The sequence below is a fragment of the Bacillus cereus group sp. MG20 genome, assembly GCF_040459885.1.
In the GTDB taxonomy this organism is placed as follows: Bacteria; Bacillota; Bacilli; order Bacillales; family Bacillaceae_G; genus Bacillus_A; species Bacillus_A cereus.
In genome coordinates, this window is the sequence record NZ_JARVHF010000001.1 from 1,871,454 (window position 1) to 1,889,860 (window position 18,407).

Consider the following 18,407-nt stretch of genomic DNA (forward strand, 5'->3'; position numbering starts at 1 on the left):
TCTCTACGCTGCTAACATTCTAATTCCAGCAGTAACGAAGCTTAACATTCCTATCACTAGTAGAATCAACAACCATTTCCGCTCTGGTTTTCTATAATATAAAATTCCACTTATTAGCATTACGATAAATCCACTTACCAGATTCAGCCACAGTCCATTAAGCATGAATCCCTTCTCCATCCATTACATTTAAGAAATATTCTTCTAAGGAACTATGTTTCTTATTAATACTTTCAATTTCCACATCGTTCATAATAAGTGCTTTTGAAATGGCCTGCTGAGACGCTGACGTATCATACACACGAATCATGGTTCCACTCATTATTTTGTAGTTTTTTATACCAAGTTTATCTTCTAAAATATAAACTGCACGTTTCACATCAGGAACAGTGATTTCAATGTACTCTGTTTGTTTTCCGTTAATACTCTTCATTGAAACTTCTTTTATTAGTTTTCCATTTTGAATAACACCAATTGTATCCGCCATTAGTTCCATCTCACCTAAAATATGACTAGAAACTAATAATGTAATGCCATATTCTTTGCAGAGCATTTTAAATAACTCTCGTAACTCTTTAATACCAATTGGATCTAAACCGTTAATTGGTTCATCTAAAATGAGCAATTCTGGCTTTGTCACGATTGCCCTTGCAATACCGAGTCGTTGTTTCATTCCTAATGAAAAATCTTTTACTTTTTTATTATCTATCCCTTTTAGTTTCACTAAATGTAAAGCATGGTCAATTGCATTTTTATCGTAGTAGCCCATATATTCACAATGCAGGTCTAAGTTTTCTTTCGCCGTTAATTTATCATAAAAGATTGGGTATTCAATAATTGTCCCCATTCTTTTTAGTACTTCATAAGATGTATCTGTTAATTTCTCACCGAAGATTTCAATATCACCACTCGTCGGTTTTATTAAATTTGTAATCATTTTCATAATCGTTGTTTTACCAGCACCGTTTGGTCCTAAAAAACCGTAAATTTCTCCTTTTTTCACATGCATGTTAACACCGGAAATAACTTCTTTCCCTTTAAACACTTTCGTTAACTGGTTTGTTTTTAATATATATGTCATGTTACTTTCCCCTTTCGCAATACTCTATATTTCTATAATAGACAACGGAAATCTCTTTTTTCTTACCCGTTTCTTACAAATTCCTTACGCTGAAAAAAAGCTTGTAGAATCTACTGCTCTACAAGCTAAAATTGCATCTTTGTTAATACAATTGTAAAAATTGTTTTTTCATACGGTTTACTAGAGAGGTGAATTTTTCCGTCCATCGCTTCCACAAGCCGTTTCGTAATCGTTAATCCTAGACCGCTTCCTTGGTACAATCTATTTCTTGAATCTTCAAGTGTGTACATACGCTCAAATACTTTATCAATATGAGATTCATCAATCCCTTTTCCTTTATCCCATACGTCTATATACACACTCGTTTCATCATCTCTTAACGTCATACCAAGTGCCTTTCCATCGTCTCCATATGTAATCGCATTTGATATTAAATTATTCAATACCCTACCTAATACTTCTACATTTCCAAGTGCGTATATATTTCTTTCTGGTATATCAATATGAACCTGAAAACCTTTCGTCGTCACTAAATCATAAAAAGATAAAATCTTCTCGCGGCAAACTTCATTCATATTTACTTTTGTCATTTCAATTGCTTTGTCACCAGATTCTAATTTTGCCAAGTCAAAAAACTTATGAATTAACTCCATCACTTCTAGTGTTTTCGTATGCACTTTTTCAAGTAATATTTGCTGTTCTTCTTTACTTATCGTTTTATCCTTATTTAACATTTCTGTATATCCAAGAATAACTGTTAGTGGTGTTTTCAAGTCATGCGAAATATTTGAAAGCATTTTTCTCATCGAAATTTCTACTTTTGCATGATCTGCATTCGTTTTCTGTTTTGCATCTAATAATTGATTAATTGCCACTAATAATTTTTGCAATTCTAGATCATCTGTCATAACGAGTAACGTCTCGCCTGTTTTGTCATTTACAATACTTTCTAACTTTTCATATGTGTATCGTAAATTTTTACTACTATTTTTTCTCATTCTATATTGCATATAAATAACACATAACAATATAAAAATAATACCTATTAACAAATTGACCATATTACATCACTTCCAACTTATAGCCGATGCCCCATAACGTTTTAATATATTCTGGATTAGATGGATCACTTTCGATTTTCTCACGCAATCTTCTCATATGAACATTAATAACGTTATCGTCACCGTAATACTCTTCATTCCAAACTAACGTATATATTTGCGCTTTTGTAAATACACGATTTTGGTTCTTTACGAATAGCTTTAAAATCTCAAATTCTTTTAAAGTGAGTTTGAGAGGCTTCCCGTTTTTTTCAACTGTAAAATTAATTGGATCAATTGTTAAATCACCAATTTGAATCATTTTTTCTATTGTTTCTGTAGCCGAGTATTTCGTAGACCTCCGAATACCTGCTTTTACACGTGCAGCCAATTCAATCATAGAAAACGGCTTACAAATGTAATCATCTGCTCCAAGTCCTAATCCAACAGCTTTATCAACATCTGTATCTTTTGCCGACATCATTAAAATCGGAACTGCACTTTTTTCACGAATAATACGTACAACCTCTAATCCATCTAGCTTCGGCATCATAATGTCGAGGATAATCAAATCAAATGAACCTTTTAAATATGTGTTCACGCCTTCCTCTCCATCAGACGCGATTGTAACTTGAAAGCCCTCTTTTATTAAATACTTTTCCACCATCTCTTGAATTGAAATATCATCTTCCACTAATAAAATATGATGTGACATATGTCTATCCCCTTTTTACAAACATTAACATGCTAATTGTATCGTAACGAATGAACACTGTGAAGAATAATATGAATTTTCAAACCAACTTCCCTTCCTTCCATAACAATGATATGATGAAATTTACTACGATAGTTCATAATTAACTTTATATAAAGGAGACTTATCATGTCAGAAAACAAAAAAGTAAGCTTAGCTGATTTAATGCGCGAACAACTTGCAAAGAAAAAGCAAGGTAACGGTAATGGTCAGAATGCCAAAAACCAAAGCCAAGAAACAAAAAAATTACAAAACCAACAAACGAAGAAAACAAACAACCAACGTAGACGTACAGGTGTATAAATGAACGGACAAAAACGTTCTAATATCGCACCCGGCCTTGAAGTTGATATTGTATTAAAACAAGATCAACGCACCGGCAAATTAACACGTGGAATTGTAAAAGATATTTTAACAAACTCCCCTTCCCATCCGCATGGCATTAAAGTACGATTGCAAGACGGGCAAGTCGGTAGAGTACAAAATATCGTTCAATAAGAAAAGGAGCTCAAGTAAACTCGAGCTCCTTTTCTTTATTACCCTTTAATTTTCTCGATGAAAACTACTTTTAAATAGTCTCCTTCTTTAAATTGATCAATGGTACGGAAATCTTCTGGTAAAGAATGTTCTTCTAATATTTTATATTTGCCATTCATTTCTTTAAATGCCGTATCGATAAAGCCTTTAAACTTTTTCATATCGAACGCACTACAATTTGTAGAAGCAACGATAATCCCGTTATTTTCTGTAATAGCAATTGTTTCTTTTAATAAATTTTTATAATCTTTCGCTGCACTAAATGTATATTTCTTTGAGCGTGCAAAGCTTGGAGGATCAAGTACGACCATATCAAATTTCATCTTTTTCTTCGCTGCATATTTGAAGTACAGAAAGACATCTTCTACAATAATATCTTGTGCTTCATAATCAACTTCATTTACACTAAACTGCTCAATCGTTTTACTTAAACTACGATTTGCAAGATCCACACTCGTCGTTTTGCTCGCTCCGCCAAGCGCTGCAAATACAGAGAAAGCACCTGTATAAGAGAACATATTCAACACGGTTCTTCCCTTTGCATATTTATCACGAATTTGTTTTCGCACGTTACGCTGATCTAAAAATACACCAACCATCGCTCCGTCATTTAAATATACAGCGAAGTTCACACCATTCTCTTTTACGATAAGCGGGAACTCACCGCGCTCTCCTGCTACGAAATCATCACCTTCAATGTATTTCCCTTTCGTATCAAAACGCTTTTTCTCATAAATGCCTTTAAAGTTTGCTACTTTTTGAAGAGCTGCTATAATCTCATCTCTGAAAGTGTAAATCCCTTCACTATACCAACTTACTACGTAGTAGCCGTCATAGTAATCGATAATTAATCCACCAAGACCATCACCTTCACCATTCACCACACGGAATGCTGTCGTATCACTTGATTTATAAAATTGTTTTCGTTTATGTAAGGCAGATTTGATTTTACTTTCAAAGAAAGATTGATTAATTTGTTCACTCTCTTTTCTCGTTAAAATCCAGCCGTATCCTTTATTTTGTTTTCCATAATAACCTTTTCCGACAAAGTTGTTCTTCTCATCTACTACTTTGATGATTGTCCCTTCTTCACGAACATCGTTTAAATTTTGAATTGCATCTTTTAAAATAAGTGGATATCCACTTTTAATTTCTTTTATAAATTTCGGTTTTATTTTTATAGTTACTTCTGATCGCATATAATAACTTCCTTTCCATTTGCATGCTTTCTCTATAGGAAGCATTTAAAAAACGAGCCTGAAAAAACAGCCTCGTTTCACTATACCATATTATTGCTTTGCTAGTACAACTCGCTCATTCTCACACTTAACCGCCACATATTTACTACGTTTTGAAATGGAACTCTCACTGTCCAAAATAATAGAAAAAATTATATATTTCACATTTACCATTGACATTGATAATGATTTTCATTATCATTTAATGTATATGAGTTCTTGAAAATATAGCTACATTTATAGGAGGAATAAACATGATTATTGTTACAAATACAGCTAAAATTACAAAGGGAAATGGACATAAATTAATTGAGCGTTTTAATAAAGTAGGTAAAGTTGAAACGATGCCAGGCTTTTTAGGTCTAGAAGTTCTTTTAACGCAAAATACAGTTGATTATGATGAAGTAACAATTAGCACTCGCTGGAATGCAAAAGAAGATTTCCAAGGTTGGACAAAGAGCGCCGCATTTAAAGATGCTCACTCACATCAAGGCGGGATGCCAGAATATATTCTTGATAATAAAATTGCTTACTATGATGTAAAAGTTGTACGTATGCCAATGGCTGCAGCACAGTAAAAACAGTTCTTTTTTTAGTATAGAATATGAGAAGCGTTATCTATCACTTCTCATATTCTATACTTTTTTCTTTAATTTCTTTTTACTAATTTTGCGTGTACAACTAGCCTTCCAGCCTCTGGATCAAGCGCATAGTCACAAGTAGAAAGTGTTACAATTTCATCATTAGCCGTCAATTCCGTATCCGTTTTGTACAGTGATTTTTCTTGAATTTCCTTTAAGAACGATGTATATGCTGCATCATTTTCAAAATCCGTTTCAATGTAATAAAAGTCCGTTGTTGTCGTGTATACTGAAAAAACTTCAACGTCGTATCCTTCAAATAATGTATCGTAATATAATTTACGATGGGACATGAAAAAGTCTTCGTCCAACATCTTTTTTAAACTACCAAACATAGAACCGTCTTTCATACGATGACCATATAAAATCGTATTGCGATTTCGAGATTTCACATCATTACGATGGTCCATAAAAATGCTGCCCGCTCTCATATCTTCACCTTTATAATTACGAAATAAATAGTAATCATTATCTTTTGCTTGAACGATTGGATAATTAATTTGTGTATCATCCATCGTAATCCATCCGACTATCTCTGGATTAATTTTCTGGAGATCCTGAAACTGTTTACGTACCTCTCCATCTTCTGATTTTTCTTCCATTGGACTTCTTTTATAAATATGTTGTGCCTCAGCCATTACTTTACGATTTTCATAATAATCCATGAAAATCCCGCCCAACTCATACATTGAATAGAAAAAGATTCCTAAAAACACAATTGTAAGTATACGTTGAAAAAAAGAATTCTTTTTCCGTCCTTTCTTACTATTCAAATTATCACCTCAAAACGGATTATGCTCAGCCTTTAGATTCCCATAGGTACCATGTACAATCCGGTATCTTCATCCTGCTTTACAATGACATCTACACCATATATTGCTTTAACCATTTCTTCTGTTATTACATCATTAGGATTACCTTTCGTAATGATCTTTCCATCTTTCATAACGATAATATGGTCGCTATAACGAATGGCTTGATTAATATCATGTAATACCATTACAATCGTTAGCCCATACACTTCATTTAACTCTTTCACTAACTCTAATATTTCTAGCTGATAGTAAATATCTAAATATGTTGTCGGTTCATCTAAGAAAAGCATTGGTGTATTTTGAGCTAATGTCATTGCAATCCAAACTCGCTGCCTCTCTCCACCAGATAAAGCATAGATTGGCTTATCACGCTTACTTTGTAAATTCGTACATACTAGTGCGCGCTCTATCGCTTCTCTATCTTCATCTGTTTGCGGAGAGAAAATATTTTTATATGGCATACGCCCAAAGCTTATTAGCTTTTCCACTGTAATATCTGCTGGAGCCTCATTTTGTTGATGGACAACTGCTAGCTTTCTAGCAAACTCTTTCGGTTTATATTCACTAATCGCTTTCCCATCAAGTATTACTTCTCCACTGCTAGGAACGTGATTTCTAGACATGACACTAAGTAATGTTGATTTCCCGCATCCATTCGGGCCAATGATTGTTGTAATTTTCCCAATTTCTATTTCACTACTAACAGACTTTAAACGATTTGTTACGTTATCGTATGAAAAGGTTACATTTTTAATTTCCATGAACTTTATCACTCTTTCTAAGCAAGAATATTAAGAATGGACCACCAATAACCGCCATAATTGTTGCTGCTGGAATTTCGTTAGGTGGCACAATTAACCTTCCAATCGTATCCGCCGTCAAAATTAATAACGCGCCTGCAAGAGCAGAAAATGGAATTAATACTTTATGGTCTGAACCGACTAATTGTCTTGAAATATGCGGAACTAGTAATCCTACAAAAGCAATAACACCTGCAATCGCTGTTGATACTGCCGCTAAGAGTACTGCAATGGCAGAAATAATAAGACGAACTCTCGTCACGTGCAAGCCTAAGTTTTTCGCAGTCTTATCTTGTAGCGATAATAAGTTACACCAAGCTCCTACGAACAGAGCAAGAATAAGACCAATCGTTCCATAAGTCACCATTATTTCTACATCGCCCCACGTCTTCATTGTTATGTTAGAAGTCGTCGTTTGCTTAATACTCTTAATAAAATACCCACAAATCGTAACGAATGATTCATTTAATCCAGTAAACATCGCATTAATGGCAATACCAATTAAAATAATGCGAAGCGGGCTTAACCCTGACTTCCATGAAAACGAATAAACGAGATAACACGCAAACGCACCACCTAAAAAGGCGAATACGGGTGTCCAGAAAAAGAATTGCGGGAACAACGTAATAATAACGAGTGTCATAAAACTAGCTCCTGAAGATATACCGATTACCCCAGCATCAGCGAGTGGATTCTTCATAACAGCTTGAAAAAGCACCCCTGAAACAGCAAGAGCCGCTCCAGTGAACAGCGCAATAATAATACGCGGGAAACGTAAATCTTTAATGACTTCAACATCTTCATTCCCACCTGTAAATATCCCTTGCACAAGTTCAACAATACCTACTTCTAAACTCCCTTTCATCGCTGACAATGATGTCATAACAATGAGCAATGCAGTAACAATGAGGAAACTCCAAGTTTTTTTATTCATTCTGCTCTTCCTTTATATTAAAATGCATCACGGATACATCATTTTTTTCAATTCATCTAACGCTTCAATTGCTGCTAAATTGCCTGTCGTTCCAAATAAACGCTCTTCTAAATCGTATACACGGTTATTTTTAACCGCAGCAAAGTGTTTCCAAATGTCATTTGTTTTAAATTCTTTATCAAACATTTTTACAACTTCATCAGGCATACCATGAGCTGCTCGTAAAATAATATCTGGATCAGCTTTCTTTAAATACTCTGTATTAGAAGCTAAATATTCTACTTGTTCACCTTGCACAATATTTTTACCACCTAGTTGTTTCACTAAATCTCCAATATAAGAATGCTCTGTTGCTACTAAATAACTGCCCGGCACACCTAATAATATAAGCACTGTCGGTTCTTTCTTTCCTTTTACTTCCTTTTGAATGCTAGCAACCTTTTTATCTAACTTAGTTACTACTGCTTCAGCCTGCTTTTCACGTCCATATTTCTTACCTAAATCGCTAATAGAACTTTGCATATTTTTTAAACTCGTTAAATCTAAAAAATTTGCTTTCATACCCACACCATCAATAACTGGCTTTAATTCATATTCAAGTGTTGTCACAGATAACACTTCTGAAGGCTTTAATGACTTTACCTTTTCCATATCTGGACTCATTGGATTCCCAACTTCAGGTAAACCTTTATATCGCTTCGGTAAAGTTTTAGAACTTGTTGGAACGCCGACTAAATCTACTTCTAACGCATCCATAATTTCAGTAACAGCCACTGTTGTTGCAACAACGCGCTCCTTACTCTCACTCTTTACCTGCTTTGCTGTTTCTTTTTTTGGTGATGAGCACCCGGCTATACTCATTAACAAAATGATAGCCATTAGTACACTTACGATTTTCTTCACTCTCAATCACCACTCCCTTCCATACAATATGAAACAAGTCTTGATGCACGCGAACATGCATCAAGACTCCAAAAATTACAATCTACCTGCTCTATATTTACGAACTAGTAAAGCAAGTGAACCTAGCAGTAACACCATGTATAAACCAAGTTGTGCTGTATCTGCAGTTTTTGAGTTTTTCTCTTTTTTCGAATCATTTTTTGTATCTTCTTTTTTCTTCTGACCATCTGCATTTCGGTTAAAATCAGGAGTACCTACTGTTTTTACATTATCTACTTTCGGTGTAGTCACTGGATTTTTCGGTTCATTTTTCGGTTCCTCTTTAATAGTTCCTAACGCGCCGATATTATTTGTATCAAATTGAATTTGTACATCGTAGAAATGATGGTAGTTCATCTCATCGATGTCTACCTTTACTTTTGCGTTTAATTTTTTAAATAGATCTTCTACTTCAAACTGTACTACTCGCGTATTTGCATTTTTATCTTCGCTTACTACTTTCGCATCAGCGAATAGTTCCTTGTTTTCCGTTTGGAATTTCGTAATCCACGCACTATTTTTCAGCGTCATCTCAATGTATTTTTTACCATCTTTTACGATTAATTTCGCTGGATTTACAACATAGTCATTCATCTTTGAAATCTCATCTGTTTTATCTTTTAATACTTTAAATGTAATATCATATTGGCCATCTACTAAATTTGTCGGATCAACTATTACTTTCGGGTTATTATTTCCACCTTGGTTGTTGTTTCCACCTTGGTTGTCATTCCCGCCTTGGTTGTCGTTTCCTCCTTGGTTGTCATTCCCGCCTTGGTTGTCGTTTCCTCCTTGGTTCCCTAAAGCTTTAATACTGTCTTGATCAAATACAAATTGAACATCGTAGAAATGGTGATAATTCATTGAATCAATATCTACTTTTACTTTTGCATTTAATTTTTTAGACAAATCGTTTACTTCTACTTCTACTACTCTTGTATTTTGTTCTTTATTTTCACTTAACACTTTTGCATTAACGAAAGAACCATTCTTCTCAAATTCAAATTTCGTAATCCATGTACTATTTGTTAATGTAAACGATACGTATTTCTTACCATCTTTTACTTTTAATACACCTGGGCTTTTTGTGTATGTGTTCATCATTGAGATTTCATCTGTTTGATCTTTTAACACTTTAAAGCCAATGCTGTATTCACCATCTTTAAGAGCTTTTGGATCAATTGTTGTGTTATTATCTTGGTTGTTGTTTCCACCTTGGTTGTTATTTCCGCCTTGGTTGTCGTTTCCTCCTTGGTTGTCGTTTCCACCTTGGTTGTTATTTCCACCTTGGTTGTCGTTTCCGCCTTGGTTGTCGTTTCCACCTTGGTTGTTATTTCCACCTTGGTTGTCTAACGGCTTAATGCTACCTTTATCAAATGCAAATTGAATATCGTAAAAATGGTGATAATTCATTGAATCGATATCTACTTTTACTTTTGCATTTAACTTTTTCGATAAATCTGGTACTTCTACTTCCACTACGCGTGTATCAGCTTTTTTATCTTCACTTATTACTTTCGCATCAACAAACGAACCATTTTTCTCAAATTCAAATTTTGTAATCCAAGAACTGTTCGTTAACGTAAATGATACATACTTCTTACCATCTTTTACTTTTAGCACACCTGGACTTTTTGTATATGTGTTCATCATTGAAATTTCGTCTGTTTGATCTTTTAATGCTTTAAAATTGATGCTGTATTCACCATCTTTAATTGTTTCAGCATCTGGTTTTTTATTTTCATCTGGTTTTTCTGCTTCCGGTTTTTCTACTTCTGGTTTTTCTACTTCTGGTTTTTCTACTTCTGGTTTTTCTACTTCTGGTTTTTCTACTTCTGGTTTTTCTACTTCTGGTTTTTCTGCTTCCGGTTTTTCTACTTCTGGTTGTTTCTCTTCATTTTTAATTTGTTCAAGTTTATCTTGTTCAAATAAAAGTTGTACATCATGCGTTTGCTTATAATTTCTTGATGCCATTTCGATAAATACTTTTGTATTTAGTTTTTTAGATAAATCGTTTACTTCAAACTCTACTACTCTTGTATCTTTTTCCTTATCCTCACTCACTACTTTTGCATCAACAAATGCGCCATCTTTTTCCGTTTGGAAATTTTTAATTAATGAGCTACTTTTTAGTGTTACAATTGCTTTTTTCTTACCGTTTTCTACTTTTAATACTCCTGGATTTACCATGTAAGTATTCATCTTAGATTCTTCATCTGTTTGATCTTTTAATACTTTAAATGGAATGCTGTACGCACCATCTGTAATTGTGTTAGAATTTGGTTGTTGATCTGGGTCAGGCTTTTGGTCGGGCTTCTGACCTGGATCGGTAGTTTCATTTGGATCTGGCTTATTAGCTGGGTCCTCTTTTTCATTTGGTTTTTCTACATGAATTGGTGTAATGCTATTTTGATCAAATGCAATACGAACGTCGTACTCATGATGATAATTTAAAAAATCAATATCTACTTTTACTTTTGCATTTAATACCTTCTCTACATCTTCTACATCAAATTCTACTACTCTTGTGTCTTTTTCTTTATCTTCACTAATTACATTTGTCGCAACTAGCTTACCTGCTTTTTCTGTTTCAAACTTCGTAATCCATGAACTATTCGTTAATGTAAAGGATACTTTCTTTTTCCCATCCTTCACTTTTAAAGTTCCCGGGCTTACTGAATATTGATTCATCATCGATTCTTCATCTGATGTATCTTTTAAAACTTTGAAGCCAATTGAATATTCACCGTCAGCCAACTTGGTAGCTGCTTGAACTGCAAGTGGTTGTAATGTTGATACGAATGTAAATATCATTAAAAACATAGCAACAATAATTTTTGTATACCTGTTCAATGGAACGACTCTCCCTTTTGAAAATTATTTAATACTGTTCCCATCAAATACAAAGCGAATATCATACGAAGCATTATAATTAATAATTGGAATATTAATTTTCACCTTGCCATTTAGTTTTTTTGACAAGTCAGCAACTTCAAATTCTACAACTCTAGTATTCTCTTTTTTGTTTTCACTTAACACGGTTGTTTCTACAAATTGACCATCTTTTTCTACTTGGAAACTTTTAATAGAAGCACTATCTTTCACTTTAAATGAAACATATTGTTTTCCATTTTTAACTGTTAATGTTGCTGGGCTTTCAAAATAACTATTCATTCTAGACGATTCGTCTTTATCGCCTTTCCATACAGTAAAAGCAATATTATATTTTCCATCAGCTAGTTTTGTAGCAGCCTTTGCATCTTGTAAACCTAGTGTTGCGATAAATGTAAATAAAACAGCAAATACGGCAATAATCATTTTAAATTGTTTAAACATATATTCATCACCCTTCAAAAGATTTATTTACTCAATTTCACTTTACGAATTAAGAAAGCACCTGAAATAAGAATTAACGCTGCAAACAATCCAATACGTGCTTCATCGCCTGTTTTTGGGTTATCTGTTTTTTCAGCTTTTCCATTTTCATTTTTTGTTTCTTTGTTCGCTTCTTTAGCTGTTTCCTTACTCTCTACTTTTGTTTTCTCTTCTTTTACTTGTGTATCTGTTTTCGCTTGATCATTATTTTTTGTTGTAGCAGCTACGCCGTTATCGCCACCTACAGCTTTTACATTTGCATCAAAAGCAAAACGAATTGTGTAGTGGTGGTCATAGTTTGCATTTGGTACAACAACATGAATTTTTACAGCTGCTGGTTTGGATAAATCATCTACTTTAAACTCTACTGTTCTTTTATCTGCCGATTCATCTTTACTAACAACTTTCGCATCAACAAAATTCCCGTTCTCTGGTGCTTTAAATTCTGTAATCCAAGCACTATGATTCATCGGAACTTGTACTCTCATCTCACCGTTTTTCACTATTAATTTTGCTGGCTTTTCAAAATAGTCATTTGCCATTGAAGCTGAATCATTTTCCGCTTTTTGAATTACGTAATTAATATCGTAAGTACCATCAGCTAGTTTTGCTGAAGCATTCCCGTATGGCATTACAAGAAAAGCTAGCATACATACGAACGTTATAATAAAAGCGGGTAATACAGAAACCTTTTTCATTTTTCTTGTTTCCTCCTTTGTTATCTTTCACTTCACTTTTTGAAAATGATAATTATTCTCAATTTACAAGAAAAAAAATAATCTCTTCTACCTATTATTTAATTAGCATTCTTTTATGTAATATAAGTATTATTGATTATCATTCTCATTGAATGTTAAAAATAATATCTCACCCTATTCCTTATATGAAGGCATAGAAACTGAGAAAAAATTTCAAAACTTATTTATTGATTATCATTCTCAATATAAATCAAAAAAAATAAACTATCTCTTCTCCTCTTCTTTCACCTCTTCCCCCTAACAACACTTTAGTTATAGAAAACCCTTTTCCCTCACTTCCCTTCCAATATTTCCACAACTAAGTCAATCTTAGCCTACTCATAATTTTTTTGTCAACTATATTACGTATAAAATTTTTAATATCTGAATTTCTCTATATGTGGCTTTTTCTACAAAAAAAGAGACTTTCTATTATAGAAAGCCTCTTTTCCCTATTTTTCTACAGCAATTTCCTGCTTTTGAAACTTAGAAACTATATAACCAAATCCTATACCGATTATGCCTGGAACTAACCAACCAATTCCTACACTATATAATGGAATCTTATCTAAAATAGGTGCTAGCGCTGCAATTTGAAGGTTTGCATTGTGTAACCCATCAAAGAAACTTATTGCAAATGCTCCTACAATCCCGCCCACATACATCGCTAATGGAAGACGAACGTAGTTTTCAACAAGTGATAATACGATAAGTACGATTCCAATTGGATAAATGGCGATTAAGATTGGTAATGCTAATGCATTTAACTGAGTTAACCCAAGGTTTGCTACCATAAATGCTAATACACAGAAAATGAAAACGACTTTTTGATAAGAAAGCTTTGGTAATAAGGAAGAGAAGTAATCACCACAAGCTGCAACAATACCTACAGAAGTTGTTAAACATGCTGCTGTAATTGCGATCCCTAGTAATAAAGTTCCGTAGCTACCAAATAAATGATTCACGACATTTGTTAAAATAATTCCTCCGTTTGCGCCCATTCCAAGCGATACACTAGAAGCTCCAAGATACGCAAGCGCTAAATATACAAGTAGTAAACCAAGTGCTGCAATAAATCCTGCAAAGATTGTTACTTTTGCAATACTATTTTTATTTGTAATGCCTTTTTCTTTTAACGCATGAATTACAACATTTCCGAAAACAAGTGCTGCAAGTCCATCTAAAGTTAAATATCCATCAATAAATCCTTTGAAGAGAGGAGCACTATACGCTTCTGTCGGTGCACCAAATTCTCCAATTGGTGTAATAAGTGCTTTACCTACGATAATTGCAATAACTGCTAATAATATTGGAGTTAGTACTTTACCAATACGCCCCACTAATTTCGAAGGATTTAAAGCTAAATAGAAAGTGACTGCAAAGAAAATAAGTGTAAAGATAACAAGTGGATATGACTGACCAGCTATCTCACTTGGTAAAAACGGTGCAACACTCATCTCATAAGCTACTGTTCCTGTACGCGGCACACTTACGAATACGCCTAAACATAAATAAATTGCAGTGATAAAAACAAGTGCGAATATAGGATGTACACGTCCTGCTAGCTCATTAATATCTCCCTTTAAAGCTATAACAATTACTCCTAATAAAGGTAGTCCAACCCCTGTTACGATAAAACCAAACAGCGCGATCCATACGTCCGTTCCAGCACCTTGCCCTAACGCTGGTGGAAAAATCATATTGCCTGCACCAAAAAACAGTGCAAATAACATTAAACTTATTGCAAACATCTCTGAAAACTTTAAAGATGATTTCATTTCTACTAACCTCCTAAAATAATTAATTGACAAAATATTCTGATTTTAAATCCGTCACATATCCTCTTTCAAGCATACTTCCCCGTAAAAGAACGCAAAAAACACCCGTCCCTAACAAAGGGACGAGTGTTGAAATCGTGGTTCCACCCTTATTCTAATAAAATGAATTTATAGCAAAATAAGCTCATTTTATAGCTCGTGTAAATTGATAACGGTTTTATCCGTCAAGAATTACAATGCATCATGTATGCAGTTCACTCTTGAAGTTTAGAGGTGGTAAGCTTGTCTTTTCGTATTAGGAAGCTCACAGCCTAAGGCTCCCCTCTCTGAGAATCGTAAAATACAACTCATGTCCTCATCATTACTTTTATAAAATATCTTGTCGAAACTTGTTGTTTTTTATTATATGGGCTATTTTTTAAAAAATCAATAGTTTTATTTTTTCTGACAAAAAAATATAGGGAGAAAATTTTTCCTCCCTATAACTGCCCTTTTAATATCTCTAATTCCTCAGTTGCAATGTTCCGCCATTTTCCTACTCCAAGCTCATTTAGCTCTATATTCATAATGCGCACTCGCTTTAGCTTTATTACAGTAAATCCGAAAGCACGACTCATTCTACGAATTTGCCTGTTCATTCCTTGCGTTAAAACGATACGAAATGTTGATTGATCGACTCTCGTCACTTTGCACGGCTTCGTCATACCATCTTTAATCTTTACACCGCTGGACATCTCATCAATAAACCAGTCCGTAAAAGGTTTATCGACTGTGACAACATATTCTTTCTCGTGTTCGTGATCACCGTGTAAAATTTGATTGGCAATCGCGCCATCATTCGTTAATAAAATAAGTCCTTCTGATGCTTTATCTAATCGCCCAACTGGAAAGATTCGCTCTGGGTAATTGATATAATCAATAATATTATCTTCAATATGATCAGCTGCTGTACAAGTAATTCCGACTGGTTTATGGAATGCGATATACACCTTTTCTTTCTCTTCTTTCGCAATAACCTGTCCATCAATCGTTACAACATCACCATCGCTCACAAGTGCACCGTGCGTACATATTTCGCCATTAATAGCCACGCGTCCAGCTTTAATAAGGCGGTCTGTTTCACGTCTTGAGCATGATTTTGCTTCGCTTATGTATTGGTTGATTTTCATGTTTTATTCCTTTTCATATATAATAAAAACGTCAATCTATGGCAATATCATTATGCCACGATTGACGCTTTTTCACTTCGCAAAAACAACTAAATAAATAACCCCAATCACCAAAAATATTCCACAACAAGCTAACAATACTTTTGCAAGTTTGTCCATAAACATATAATGGTTTCCCCTTTGTTTCGTTGTTTGCTATTTTAATTCGACAACTGTTACGCCTAGGCCTCCCTCGCCCATGTCACCGTAACGGTAATTCTTCACGCCGCGATGCTTCTTCAAGTAATCTTGTACACCTTGGCGAAGCGCTCCTGTTCCTTTACCGTGAATGATTGATACACGAGGATAACTTGCAAGCTGGGCATCGTCTAAATATTTTTCAACGCGCATCATTGCATCTTCATAACGTTCACCGCGAAGATCAAGTTCCAATGAAACGTGGTAATCTCTACCCTTCACACTTGCGACTGCTTTTTTCTCTGTTTGCTTCGGTGTGTTAATGTATTCCATGTTAGATTCTTTTACTTTCATCTTCAGAATACCGATTTGTACGCTCCACTCTGTATCACTTACTTTTTCAAGTAATTGACCCTTTTGACCGAACGTTAATACTTTTACTTCATCACCTGCGCGTAACTGTTGTTTCGGCGCAGTGTTTTTCACGTTTACTTTTTGTTTCTTCACAAGCTCTGGCGCTGTTCCTTCTAGACGGCTCTTCGCTTCAATAAGCTCATGGTCTTTCACATTTACAAGCTGTGCTTTACGCAATTGACGAAGTTCTTGAATAATCCCTTCTGCTTCTTTCTTCGCAGCTTCGACTTTTTCTTCCCCTTCTTTTTGCGCTTTTAATAGTTTTTCATCACGCTCATCGTTAAACTCAATAATTTGACGTTGCAACTCACGATGAAGTTTCTCAGATTGTTTGCGAAGTGCCTCTGCTTCGTTCCAGTCACGCTCTGCATTCTTTTGACTTTCTTCTAACTTCGCAATCATATTCTCAATTTTGTTTGTATCTGTACTAATGTGGTTACGTGCTTGGTCAATAACGCGATCAGATAATCCAAGGCGCTTCGAAATTTCAAAGGCGTTACTGCGACCTGGTACACCGATTAATAATTTATACGTTGGGCTTAATGTGTTCACATCGAACTCAACACTCGCATTAATAACTTGCTCACGGTTATATCCGTACGCTTTTAATTCTGGGTAATGCGTCGTAGCAACAACGCGAGCACCGCGGTTACATACTTCATCTAAAATCGAAATGGCTAGTGCAGCACCTTCTTGCGGGTCTGTTCCAGCACCTAATTCATCAAATAAAACTAAGCTTTCAAAATCAGCTTTTTCTAAAATATCTACAATGTTCACCATATGTGAGGAGAACGTACTTAAGCTTTGTTCAATCGACTGCTCATCACCAATATCAGCAAAGATATTTTTAAATACACAAATCTCTGACTCATCCATTACTGGAATGTGAAGGCCAGATTGCGCCATTAATACACAAATACCAACCGTTTTCAGCGTAACTGTTTTACCACCTGTATTCGGTCCTGTAATAACAATTGTTGTGAAATCTTTACCTAGCATAATGTTATTTGGCACAATAATTTCTGGATCGATTAGCGGGTGACGAGCTTGTCTTAAATCCATATAACGCTCGTTATTTACGATTGGTTTCGTTGCTTTAATTCGCTTCGCATAAAAAGCTTTCGCAAAGATGAAATCAAGATTTGCAACTACTTCTACGTTTGATAAAACGATATCGGCTTCTACTGCCACTTCTTCTGTTAACATTAATAAGATGCGTTCAATTTCTTGTTTTTCTTTCACACGTGCTTCTTGTAGTGCATTATTTAATTCTACAATTACTTGTGGTTCAATAAATAATGTTTGTCCAGAAGCAGATTGGTCGTGAACAATACCGCCATATACGCCGCGGTATTCTTGTTTTACTGGGATTACGTAACGTTCATTACGAATTGTTACAATCGAGTCAGACAGCATCTTTTGCGCGTTTGAAGAACGTGTCATATTTTCTAACTTTTCACGAATACGGCTTTCTGCAGTACGAATTTGAGTACGAATACCACGCAGTTTATCACTCGCGCTATCGACTACTTCACCGCCATCACCGATGCAATTTGTAATTTTCTTTTCTAACTCATATAAAGATACAATTTGAGCGACATGAGTTTCTAAAATCGGAAGCTCGACACCGTTATCAGCCATATCTTCAATAAAACGTTTCATATTACGACTACCATACATCGTATTCGCAATATCAAGTAGTTCATTGGGGCTTAACATACTTCCAATCTTTGCACGCTTCACATTTGAGCGAATATCCGTAATGCCACCTAATGGTGCACTACCTTTTAAACGAATGACTTTCGCTGCTTCATCCGTTGTATCTTGCATTTCCACAATTTCTTCAAAATCAGTGCTCGGCACTAAATTCTTCACTTTATCACGGCCAAGTGAAGAGGCTGTATGTTCAAGTAATTGTTCTTTTACTTTATTGTATTCTAATACACGCAACGTTCTTTCTAACATGTTGCAGGTC

The 18,407-nt window shown here is 34.8% G+C and carries 18 protein-coding genes and 1 other annotated feature; of the genes, 3 read left to right on the forward strand and 15 right to left on the reverse strand.

What is annotated here, in order from left to right; translation table 11 throughout:
- Nucleotides 1-3: 3 nt before the first annotated feature.
- The 4 genes from QCI81_RS09580 to QCI81_RS09595 form a co-directional block, all read right to left on the reverse strand.
- The gene (locus tag QCI81_RS09580) at nt 4-165 is read right to left on the reverse strand and encodes a hypothetical protein (protein WP_000931814.1); all 162 of its coding nucleotides are present in this window, start codon (nt 163-165) and stop codon (nt 4-6) included.
- Nucleotides 158-1,081 carry an ABC transporter ATP-binding protein gene (locus tag QCI81_RS09585; RefSeq protein WP_353810687.1) on the reverse strand — a complete coding sequence of 308 codons (924 nt, stop codon included), beginning with the start codon at nt 1,079-1,081 and terminating at the stop codon, nt 158-160. The genes QCI81_RS09580 and QCI81_RS09585 overlap by 8 nt, the downstream gene beginning before the upstream one ends.
- Nucleotides 1,082-1,206: 125 nt before the next feature.
- Complete coding sequence (locus tag QCI81_RS09590) at nt 1,207-2,142, reverse strand: HAMP domain-containing histidine kinase (RefSeq protein ID WP_053563585.1); 936 nt, start codon at nt 2,140-2,142, stop codon at nt 1,207-1,209.
- A 1-nt stretch (nt 2,143) separates the two neighbouring features.
- Nucleotides 2,144-2,836, reverse strand: a complete 693-nt coding sequence (locus QCI81_RS09595; RefSeq protein WP_000018029.1) for a response regulator transcription factor — start codon at nt 2,834-2,836, stop codon at nt 2,144-2,146.
- A gap of 168 nt (nt 2,837-3,004) precedes the next feature.
- Here QCI81_RS09595 and QCI81_RS09600 point away from each other — a divergent pair, with 168 nt between their 5' ends.
- Both QCI81_RS09600 and QCI81_RS09605 read left to right on the forward strand, forming a co-directional pair.
- On the forward strand, nt 3,005-3,178 hold the full coding sequence (locus tag QCI81_RS09600) for a hypothetical protein (protein ID WP_001293578.1): 174 nt from the start codon (nt 3,005-3,007) through the stop codon (nt 3,176-3,178).
- Nucleotides 3,179-3,373 carry a YwbE family protein gene (locus QCI81_RS09605; RefSeq protein ID WP_001014310.1) on the forward strand — a complete coding sequence of 65 codons (195 nt, stop codon included), beginning with the start codon at nt 3,179-3,181 and terminating at the stop codon, nt 3,371-3,373. It abuts the gene before it with no gap.
- A gap of 38 nt (nt 3,374-3,411) precedes the next feature.
- On the opposite strand, the gene QCI81_RS09610 is transcribed toward QCI81_RS09605, so the two are convergent.
- Complete coding sequence (locus QCI81_RS09610) at nt 3,412-4,611, reverse strand: class I SAM-dependent rRNA methyltransferase (protein ID WP_053563583.1); 1,200 nt, start codon at nt 4,609-4,611, stop codon at nt 3,412-3,414.
- A 293-nt stretch (nt 4,612-4,904) separates the two neighbouring features.
- Between QCI81_RS09610 and isdG the strand changes: the two genes are divergently transcribed.
- A complete protein-coding gene (gene isdG, locus QCI81_RS09615; protein ID WP_000587818.1) occupies nt 4,905-5,228 on the forward strand; it encodes a heme oxygenase in 324 nt (107 codons plus the stop codon).
- Nucleotides 5,229-5,299: 71 nt separating this feature from the next.
- Here isdG and srtB read toward each other — a convergent pair whose 3' ends face one another.
- The 10 genes from srtB to QCI81_RS09665 all read right to left on the reverse strand — a co-directional run bounded on the left by srtB (nt 5,300) and on the right by QCI81_RS09665 (nt 18,397).
- Nucleotides 5,300-6,064 carry a class B sortase gene (srtB, locus tag QCI81_RS09620; protein WP_157417504.1) on the reverse strand — a complete coding sequence of 255 codons (765 nt, stop codon included), beginning with the start codon at nt 6,062-6,064 and terminating at the stop codon, nt 5,300-5,302.
- A gap of 32 nt (nt 6,065-6,096) precedes the next feature.
- Nucleotides 6,097-6,867 (reverse strand): ABC transporter ATP-binding protein, encoded by a 771-nt coding sequence (locus QCI81_RS09625; RefSeq protein ID WP_053563581.1) that lies wholly within the window; start codon nt 6,865-6,867, stop codon nt 6,097-6,099.
- A complete protein-coding gene (locus tag QCI81_RS09630) occupies nt 6,857-7,840 on the reverse strand; it encodes a FecCD family ABC transporter permease (RefSeq protein ID WP_001036841.1) in 984 nt (327 codons plus the stop codon). The genes QCI81_RS09625 and QCI81_RS09630 overlap by 11 nt, the downstream gene beginning before the upstream one ends.
- A gap of 27 nt (nt 7,841-7,867) precedes the next feature.
- Complete coding sequence (gene isdE / locus QCI81_RS09635; protein WP_071731436.1) at nt 7,868-8,749, reverse strand: heme ABC transporter substrate-binding protein IsdE; 882 nt, start codon at nt 8,747-8,749, stop codon at nt 7,868-7,870.
- 69 nt (nt 8,750-8,818) lie between these two features.
- Nucleotides 8,819-11,635, reverse strand: coding sequence for an NEAT domain-containing protein (locus QCI81_RS09640; protein ID WP_353810688.1), 2,817 nt, complete (start codon nt 11,633-11,635; stop codon nt 8,819-8,821).
- A gap of 24 nt (nt 11,636-11,659) precedes the next feature.
- Nucleotides 11,660-12,118, reverse strand: coding sequence for an NEAT domain-containing protein (locus tag QCI81_RS09645; protein ID WP_335696297.1), 459 nt, complete (start codon nt 12,116-12,118; stop codon nt 11,660-11,662).
- A 23-nt stretch (nt 12,119-12,141) separates the two neighbouring features.
- Complete coding sequence (isdC, locus tag QCI81_RS09650; RefSeq protein WP_023523143.1) at nt 12,142-12,855, reverse strand: heme uptake protein IsdC; 714 nt, start codon at nt 12,853-12,855, stop codon at nt 12,142-12,144.
- A gap of 491 nt (nt 12,856-13,346) precedes the next feature.
- A complete protein-coding gene (brnQ6, locus tag QCI81_RS09655; RefSeq protein WP_000842650.1) occupies nt 13,347-14,672 on the reverse strand; it encodes a branched-chain amino acid transport system II carrier protein BrnQ6 in 1,326 nt (441 codons plus the stop codon).
- A 115-nt stretch (nt 14,673-14,787) separates the two neighbouring features.
- Nucleotides 14,788-15,043, reverse strand: a binding site (T-box leader).
- Between the two features lie 108 nt (nt 15,044-15,151).
- Complete coding sequence (locus QCI81_RS09660; protein ID WP_000700737.1) at nt 15,152-15,841, reverse strand: 23S rRNA pseudouridine(2604) synthase RluF; 690 nt, start codon at nt 15,839-15,841, stop codon at nt 15,152-15,154.
- A 195-nt stretch (nt 15,842-16,036) separates the two neighbouring features.
- On the reverse strand, nt 16,037-18,397 hold the full coding sequence (locus tag QCI81_RS09665; protein ID WP_000893743.1) for an endonuclease MutS2: 2,361 nt from the start codon (nt 18,395-18,397) through the stop codon (nt 16,037-16,039).
- Nucleotides 18,398-18,407: the final 10 nt, after the last annotated feature.